Source organism: Tissierellales bacterium (assembly GCA_035301805.1).
In the GTDB taxonomy this organism is placed as follows: Bacteria; Bacillota; Clostridia; order Tissierellales; family DATGTQ01; genus DATGTQ01.
Map to the genome: position 1 here is coordinate 1 of DATGTQ010000189.1, position 7,488 is coordinate 7,488.

The window sequence follows — 7,488 nt, forward strand, 5'->3', positions numbered from 1 at the left end:
TATTGTCTTTCTTGTCTCTATAGGAACTGTAGTACCAGGTAATTTATATGGACTTATTGTTGTAAAATACTCTGCACCAAAAGATTCTGCTTGATTTCTTCCTGAAAGATATAAGTAATAAGCTCCATCTCCTTGGAACCAAGGCATTAAATTTTCACCGTTCATATATTCATATTTACTAATTCTATCTGAACTTCTGGATACTGCTAAAGCATAGCCATCTCTTACATGAACATTTTTGTCCATAATATTAAATGCATAATGATCTTTTAAATTTAATGCACTTTTAGGTTCAATATTAGAGTCATTATCAATTTCATGAAACTGCACTATAGCTTCAAGAGAATTAAAGGAATTTGTTGTAAAATCTGTTTTAATGGTTCTAGCAGTATACTTTAAATGTGACTGCAATTCAGCCCTTTCTTGTTCATTTAAAAAATTGCTTATTTGCACCATGGCTTCTATTACAGTGCTTACATCTCGATAACCTGTAGCAGTTCTTGAAACTGCTCTTCCTTTAACTATTTCCATCATATAACCTTCAAAGATCACTGGTGAAAAACCTTTATATATCCAATCTTTAACTGTTGGAACAAGTACATCTTTCCTATCATATTTAGTTCCATCTAGTATTCTCATAGCTTGTACTATTCTATCTAATAATATTTTGCCATATGAACCTGTATAAGCTACTCTATGGTGTTGTATAAATGAACCGTCTTCATAGAATCCATCAGTGTTATTATTAACTATATTATTTGGGTCTATTGTTTCAAATACCGTCATTAAATTGTCTATAGAAGTAATTACTCTATTTTCATCTTTTAAAAGAGCACCTTGAATAATCCTATTTGTTGTTATATCTGCTAAATTTGCTCCTGTATGGAATCTAGATTCTAAGTCTACATCACCATCTTTTCCATTCCTTAAATACTGGTCCATAGAATCAATATATTTGTTAATTAATTCTGGATTTATTTCATTGATTTCATCTTCTAATAACATAAGAGTTTTTGTAATATTCATTGGCATACCAATTTCCCATTGATACCAGTTCCCATAATAACCGTTTTCCTGATCTTCAAAAGCATTTATGTATAACCATTCAAGACCATGGATAACATCTTCTATAATATCTTTATCTTGATAAAAATTATTTCCACTTAAATTTTCTCTTTTATATGTTTTCGTTGCAAGGGATATTTCATATAAATATAAAAAGGATCTACTTAAATTATTTAAGTCTTCTCCCAACTCCATATTTTTAAATAACATTTTCTTATTATTAATTTCTCTATCTTCTTCGGGAAGAAGAGCATTGTATCTATTAAATGCAGTTTTATGAATATTATTTATTTTAGAGTCCAATTGTCCACTTTTATTAATTTCTTCATTTCCTACTAAATATTGTGTATATGATTCTTTTAATTTTTCAAAATCATCTTCTGTTTCATAGTTTTCATTAACTTCACTTGCCCTAACAATATGAGGAGCACTAAAAGAAAACATCATTGAAACAACTACTAATAACAATATGGATGTTTTTAAGCATTTTTTCATTATTTAACCCCCTAGAAAATAAAATTTTATGAAAAACTGATTAATCCAATGTCTAACTTAAGTGAGAATGCAAGTCTGTCCCTATTGACTCACTTTTTGAGTCAATCAAGACCGTCCCCAGCGACTCAGATTGTGAGTCAGTCAGGACCGTCCCTAGTGACTCACTAGTTTAACAACTTTTTTAGTACTTTAGCATCTTCTAAAAATTGTTGTGGATTGTCGTCTTTAACAAATTCCATAAGGAAGTATCTTGTTTTGTTGCCTATTCCTTTTGACTTGTTAATAGCATTTATATATTGCTGCCATTCATCTATTCCTTGGTTAAAAGGTAATTTTTCTAATTCATCCCAGTGGAATACATGAATATGTGATAACCAAGGTTTCACTTTCTCAATACTTTCTAATCTTTTATCTACAGCTTCCCCAACGGCTGGCTGCCAATATAGTTTAGCATTAGGATGATTAACATCTTTCATTAGAGCTAGGGCACTTTCTGGAGTATCTGTTAAGGTACGACCATGGTATTCAAAATGGATTGTAATATTATGTTCTTTAGCTAATTCAGCAATTCTTTGAGCATCTTCTACAACATTTTTTCTATAAGTATCATCTGCTTTAGCTGAACCTAATCTACCTGCCCAAACACGAATAGAAGGAGCCGTCAAGTGAACAGCTGTTTCTAATATAGTTTCAAAAGAAATATCATTAGGAATTCCTACTCTATAATAAGAACCATAAGAAACTACATCTAAACCAGCCTTTTTAGTTGCATCTGCTACTTCTTTAGCTTTTTCAAAATCTCCCGGTGGAACATGAACATCACCACCCCATTCAATACCATTTAAACCTGCTTTTTTTACTAATTCTATTATTTCATTAACTGACAATTCTCTAAAAGTTATTGAACATAAACCGCCTTTATTCATCTTTCCCCACCTTTCTTATTCTAGTTTCCTATATTAAGCCATATGTTTAAAAGCTTCCTTAGTTACTTCCCACTTCAACTCTTCACCATTAAGGTAGCGTTTAAACTCTTCTAACATATATGCTCCCATTCTACCAGTCTCTTCTCCTTCACTTCCAGCAATATGGGGTGTTAAAACAACATTATCCAAAAGGAATAAATCAGAATCTTTTTCTGGAGGTTCAGGATAAGTAACATCTAAAATAGCTGTTAAATCTGGCCGTTCTTTTAATACATTGATCATTTCTAATTCTTTTACAATAGCTCCCCGGGCTGTATTAATAAAAACCCTATTTTCTTTCATAGATGCAATATGTTTTCCTTTTATCATTCCTTTTGTTTCTTCTAATAATGGACTATGAAGTGAAACAACATCTGACCTTTTAAAAATATCTTCTAAAGAACATAATTCAACATTTAACTCTTTTGCTTCTTTTTCATCTACAAAAGGATCATAGGCTAAAACATTAATATCAAAATATTTTAATAGTTCATTTACTTTACGACCAACAGTACTTAGAGAAATAAGTCCTACTGTACTTCCAAAGGCTCCTTTAATATTGGCATGAGGCCAATCAGGATAGGTCTTAGTTTTTCTTACTTTCCTCACCATCTGCCAACCATTTTTTAAAGAAAAAAGAATCTGAGATAAAGTATATTCCGCAACTGGTACCGCATTGGCTTCATTTGCATTCATTACTTTAATTCCTTTTTTCCAAGAGGCATCAGTTACAATTTTTTTAACACTCCCAGCAGCATAAAAGAGAGCTTTTAAATTTGGTGCAGCTTCTAAAAAATCAGCATCAAGTTTTGGTCCGCCCCAACTTGAAAAAATAACTTCTACATCTTTTAGAATCTCTTTATTTTCATATACTTCATCTCTTGAAAGAGGAGAAGCTATAATATCTGCTAATTCTTCAATTTCCTTTTTTATATTTGGAGGATAAACTTGATCAATGACTTTTTTATCTAAAATAAATAATCCTTTAACCACTTTTTCACCTTCCTTTAATTTTAATTTATTTTAAAACCATTTCTCAATAATATTGCATTTCACACTATCACATAGTTTTCTAAAACCTTTTATTATTGGTCCAACAATAATAGCTGTAATAAGAGTTCCCTCACGGATTCCCAAAATACTACCTTTTGCAATAAAAGAAAAGATCCCTGCTATTAACACTAATATGGAGTCGAAAACTACTTTTACGTTTCCAAAGTCTTTACCAGTCTTAATTGCTATAGCTTTTACAATTCCCTCACCAGGATTTGTAATTACATCAGCTGTTAACTGGAGGAAGATGCCAAATGCTAAAACTATGCTTCCTATTAGTAGTATTAATAACTTAGTTAAATAATAGGTTGGAGAAATCCATTTAAATAAAAACATCCCCAAATCAATAAATAAGCCTAGAAAAGGTCCTACTATTAGCTGCAAGTATTGATTTTTAGGAAAATCCTTTCTTAATATTAGTATTTGTAAGAGTACAAAGGTTACATTTGATATAAAAGTAAAAGCCCCAAAACTTAAAGGATATATTATACTAAGTACATAGGGTATACTTGAAATAGAAGATGTACCTAAATCTGATTTAGTTACTAAACTAATCCCCAACCCCATTACAACCAAGCTAAGGAAAAAAAGTACATAGCGTTTTATTACATTTCGCAAAATCTTCCCTCCATTTTCTTACTTATATTTCTTAAGATATTAAATTATTATTTTATTGTTTCTATAGTCATACCATACCTTTTCAAACCAATTGTCTTCTTCAGGAATTGGGTTTACAGATCTCCAGCTGCATTTTATATTTTTATCCTTATATTCAGTTTCTTGAATTAAATCTTTTAATTTTCCATCATCTAATGTAAATTTAATTTTCCCCTTAAAAGCTTCTATATTGATATCTCCATTTCTATCTACTATTAAATAAGAGCCTCTACTTTTTCCTCCCTTTTCTATATAATCCTTAATAGCAGAGAGATATACTAATTGAGTTATAAAGATATCTCTATTTTGGAAAGCAAAGGGAAGTTCATTTATAGAACTTAGTTTGTGGATATTAGCTACATTTTCTATGTTTTCCTTTAGCTTAGTTATAGTATCTGATATTTTCTCTAAATCTCTTATTATACCTCCGTTTTCTGACATAAGATTTCCCATTTTATTTCTTAAGTCTAAAATATTACTAGTATCTCCTATGTTTTTTTCAAAGTCTTTTCCTATTTTTAAAATATTAATTATTTGATTTTTTGACTTAGCCATAAAGTCCTCAGTTTTTAAAGGTGAATCTTTTCTTTGGTTGGTTATATATTGGGCTGCTCTCAAACTACCTACTTGTCCAGAATTTAAAGCACTTCCTCCTGGTCTATATATACCATGGGTTCCATTTACTTCTCCAACAGGGAAGAATCCTTTTAAATTACTTTCCCACCACAGATCTCCTGCTAATCCTCCATTATTATGTTGAGCACATACTGCTATTTCTAATGGTTCTTTTTCTAAATCTATACCGTTATCTTTGTAAAGCTTTATAGCTGGCTGATTCATATGTCTCAATCTATCAATTGGCTTACCAAATAAAGCTTTTGAATTTGCTAAATAGTTATAGCTTTCTTCTCCTAGTAAAGAAAAGTCTAATTCTCCATTTGTTTCAGAATTAGTAGGATTGTTTAAAAAGTCTAAAAATACCCTTCTTCCTTTTATTTTAGTTTCATTATAAACAAGTAAATCAATTAAAGATGAGCCTTCATTTTCTATTTTTTTAGGATCAAAAGGCCATTGATATCCTTTTAAAAATATAGCGTCTAGCATTTTACCAGTAGAGCTAAAGTATTCATCTAAAAATTCTCTTTCATCATTACCATCTTTGTCTGTAGAAAAATATCTAGGTAAAACTTGCTGATAGGTTCCCGAAAGATTCCATCTAAAATCTATTGAAGCTATTCCATATTGAGATTCTCCAAGATTTTTACCTTTTATTCCAGATTCAAAAGCTATACCTGAAGCTCCAGTCTGACTTTCAGGATAAACAGAGTCCTTATAGATTCCAGCTGGCCCTCCTGTAGCATAAACAATATTTGTGCAGTTAAATAATACATATCTTTTATCTTCTTTTTTTATCTCCAGTGTATTTAAAGTTAAAAGACCTACTACTTCTTCTTTGTATTCATCTTTTAAAATACCAATTACTTGATAACCATTAAATATTGGGATATTCTTATCTATTACTTGATCTTGAAGTTTCTCTGTCATAAACTTAGAAGTCAAAGGTCCAACAGATGTTGCTCTTTGTCTTGGGTCATGGTCTGTTTTATAGCCTACATATTCACCATAGGTATTATGAGGAAAAGGAACTCCAATATCAATTAATTTATAAAAACATTGTGGTGATAAAGCGGCTTCTGTTAAAGCTATATCTCCATCCATGGAACCCCCATCAAATAAGGTTTTGGCCATTTCATAAACTGAATCCTGTTCTTCTCCTGATAATGTTAATTTATAATAAGTTTGTTTATCTGAACCTGTATTTCGTGAGGTCCCCATATTTATTCCTTCTGTTACTATAGCTACATCTTTTTGTCCAAGAGAATATATTCGATCAGCAGCATTGAAACCAGCAGCTCCAGTTCCAACTACTACTGTATTTACAGAATAAATATCCAGATTTATATCATTAAGCTTAATACAATCCTTCAGCAATTTCCCAACTCCTTTATTCTTGATAATTATGGTATTAATACTGCTTTTAAAGCTTCTTTATTATTCATTACTTTTATAGCTTCATTGGCTTGGTCTAATGAAAATTTATGGGATATCAACTTACCAAAGCCTTCTTTATTCTTATTCACTATATCAATTGCCATTTGGGTATGTTTAGTATCACTTACCCATACGCCTTGAACCTTAATATTTTTACTTACAATCTCCTTAAAAAAGTCTATGTTTTCTAATCCTGCTGGTTGAGCAAATCCTGTAGAATAATATTCTCCACCAGATCTTAATAGCTTTATTCCTTCTTCAACTACTCCTTGTGAACCTACTGCTTCTATTACTAAATCAGCACCTAATCCTTTAGTCTTGTTAAATACTATTTCTCGTCTTTCTTCTTGGTTAGTATCATGTCTATTTAAAATTGTAGTAGCACCAAGTTCTTTACAAAGTTCTAATCTGTCTTGGGAGCCACCTATAACTATAATTTCATTTACCCCTAAATATTTTGCAAAGGCAACACTATAAACTCCTAGAGGACCAGGCCCTTGAACAACTACAGTCTGTCCAAGTATTCCATCCATCATATCAAAAGCATGGGCAATAGTAGCTCCTGAACATGAAGCTGATACTAATATAGCTGGATCTATTTCCGTTTCTACTTTAAAAATATCTGTTCTATTATCTAAAACTAGATATTCTGAATAGCAGCCATTTAAATAAGGTGCATCTTTACTAGATATATTTATCCCATAGGTTCTTCTGTCTTTACATAAGGATGGTTCTCTTAGAATCTTACATGCATAACATTGTCCACAAGTTACTCCCCTATTCCAGATTATTAAATCTCCTTCTTTTAAAGTCTCACCGTATACTGTCTCTTTAGTTCCATTAATTTCTACTATTCTTCCCACACCTTCATGACCAAGAATTATTGGTAATGGAGTTCTTGGATCTTCACCTTTCCACATATGAACATCTGAACCACATACTCCAGCTGCTTCTATTTTCACTAGTAATTGACCATTATCTAACTTAGGTATTTCTATATATTCCATTTCTAAAGGTTTTAAAAATTCTTTTAACACCATACCTTTACTTTTCAAAATATCACTCCTTTTGACTATAAATTAAGTTAAATACAATCGATTGCATTTAACTTAATAAATTTTTCTAGAATTCTTATTAACTATATAACTGAGTTTCTAATAGTTAATTTTGAGTCTAAAACTTCTACCTTTTTATTTGTCAG

General features: G+C 30.9%; 6 protein-coding genes. All 6 read right to left on the reverse strand.

Translation table 11 applies throughout. The features are described 5' to 3' along the window. Positions 1 to 1,560, reverse strand: a 1,560-nt coding sequence (locus VK071_09875) for a polysaccharide lyase family 8 super-sandwich domain-containing protein (GenBank protein ID HLR35613.1), incomplete at its 3' end; no start/stop codon positions are given. 164 nt (positions 1,561 to 1,724) lie between these two features. After that, positions 1,725 to 2,486 (reverse strand): sugar phosphate isomerase/epimerase family protein, encoded by a 762-nt coding sequence (locus VK071_09880; GenBank protein HLR35614.1) that lies wholly within the window; start codon positions 2,484 to 2,486, stop codon positions 1,725 to 1,727. A 33-nt stretch (positions 2,487 to 2,519) separates the two neighbouring features. After that, the gene (locus tag VK071_09885) at positions 2,520 to 3,518 is read right to left on the reverse strand and encodes a hydroxyacid dehydrogenase (protein HLR35615.1); all 999 of its coding nucleotides are present in this window, start codon (positions 3,516 to 3,518) and stop codon (positions 2,520 to 2,522) included. Positions 3,519 to 3,548: 30 nt separating this feature from the next. After that, positions 3,549 to 4,196 (reverse strand): DUF6198 family protein, encoded by a 648-nt coding sequence (locus VK071_09890; protein ID HLR35616.1) that lies wholly within the window; start codon positions 4,194 to 4,196, stop codon positions 3,549 to 3,551. A 39-nt stretch (positions 4,197 to 4,235) separates the two neighbouring features. Beyond that, positions 4,236 to 6,227: an FAD-binding protein gene (locus VK071_09895; protein ID HLR35617.1), complete on the reverse strand. Its 1,992-nt coding sequence runs from the start codon at positions 6,225 to 6,227 to the stop codon at positions 4,236 to 4,238. Between the two features lie 26 nt (positions 6,228 to 6,253). Continuing rightward, positions 6,254 to 7,342, reverse strand: a complete 1,089-nt coding sequence (locus VK071_09900; protein ID HLR35618.1) for a zinc-binding dehydrogenase — start codon at positions 7,340 to 7,342, stop codon at positions 6,254 to 6,256. Positions 7,343 to 7,488 lie beyond the last annotated feature (146 nt).